Annotated in this window: 1 protein-coding gene; it reads left to right on the top strand. The window is 42.7% G+C overall.

The features are described 5' to 3' along the window. Positions 1 to 741: carbohydrate porin (locus tag AB4653_RS27115; protein WP_372105785.1), on the top strand; the 741-nt coding region annotated here is incomplete at its 5' end. Positions 742 to 960: the final 219 nt, after the last annotated feature.

The following is a 960-nucleotide window of genomic DNA, read 5'->3' as shown; positions in this document are numbered from 1 at the left end:
AAGCTAGATATGGGCTTTGTTGGCCAAGTGAAAGGCGGCCTCGTAAATGACAATGGTCGATACGCAATTACTTCTAAACTTCATTCAATTAACGCGGGTATCGGTCAACTAGACTTGTATGCGAACTACGGTTTTGCTTCAGATGAAGCGGATACAGCAAGCTCTACTGAGTACGTAATCGATCAAGATACAGGTTTAACGGAAAAAGTGGTGACTGCAGGTACTAAAGTCAGTGATGAAACGGCTTACTTGGTAGGTGCGACGTTAGGCTTAGGCGATTCTAACCGATTAATAGTGAAATACGGTGATGGTGCAGATTCATCGGTATTTGAGTTGAAAGGCGACTATAAAACTTTTTACGCAAGCATTGAAGGTAACTACGCAGCATCGGATAAATTCATCATTGATTACCTAGTGTCGTATAAAGATAACTCTGGTGCAGACTTAGCTCGCGATAACACTGAGTATGCAGGTATCGTTCGTCCACAGTACCAATGGGATGACGTTCATTCTACATGGTTAGAAGCGGGTTACGGCATGGTTGATTACGATGACGACGGCGAAGAGAACGCGTGGAAGGTAACTCTATCTCAAAACGTTTCTCTAGGTGGCTTACCTTGGAGTCGTCCAATGCTTCGCTTTTACACAACTGTGGGTGATGTAGAGACAAAAGGCGCTCCAAAAGACAATGGTAATGTAGATACATTGTCATTCGGTGCGATGTTTGAAGCTTGGTGGTAATCACAAGCTAGCGACAGCAGCTCTTTGAATTAGGCATATTTTCAAAGAGCCTGTGTTTAAAAGTAGTAAATACTGTCCATTTTAGCCCTAAAGGCAGATTAATTAGGGCACGTTTCAATTAACTCCATTCTTGGGCACATTCTTTGTGCCCTTTTTTTCGTCTTGAATATCTGTTGTATCATTTTGGATTGCCTCTCCCTCTGCTCTCCATGACATCTT

The organism is Vibrio sp. 10N.222.48.A3 (assembly GCF_041475345.1).
GTDB lineage: Bacteria > Pseudomonadota > Gammaproteobacteria > Enterobacterales > Vibrionaceae > Vibrio > Vibrio tasmaniensis_A.
Note: the sequence above shows the minus strand (reverse complement) of the source record. Positions and strands in the feature narration are given on the sequence as shown.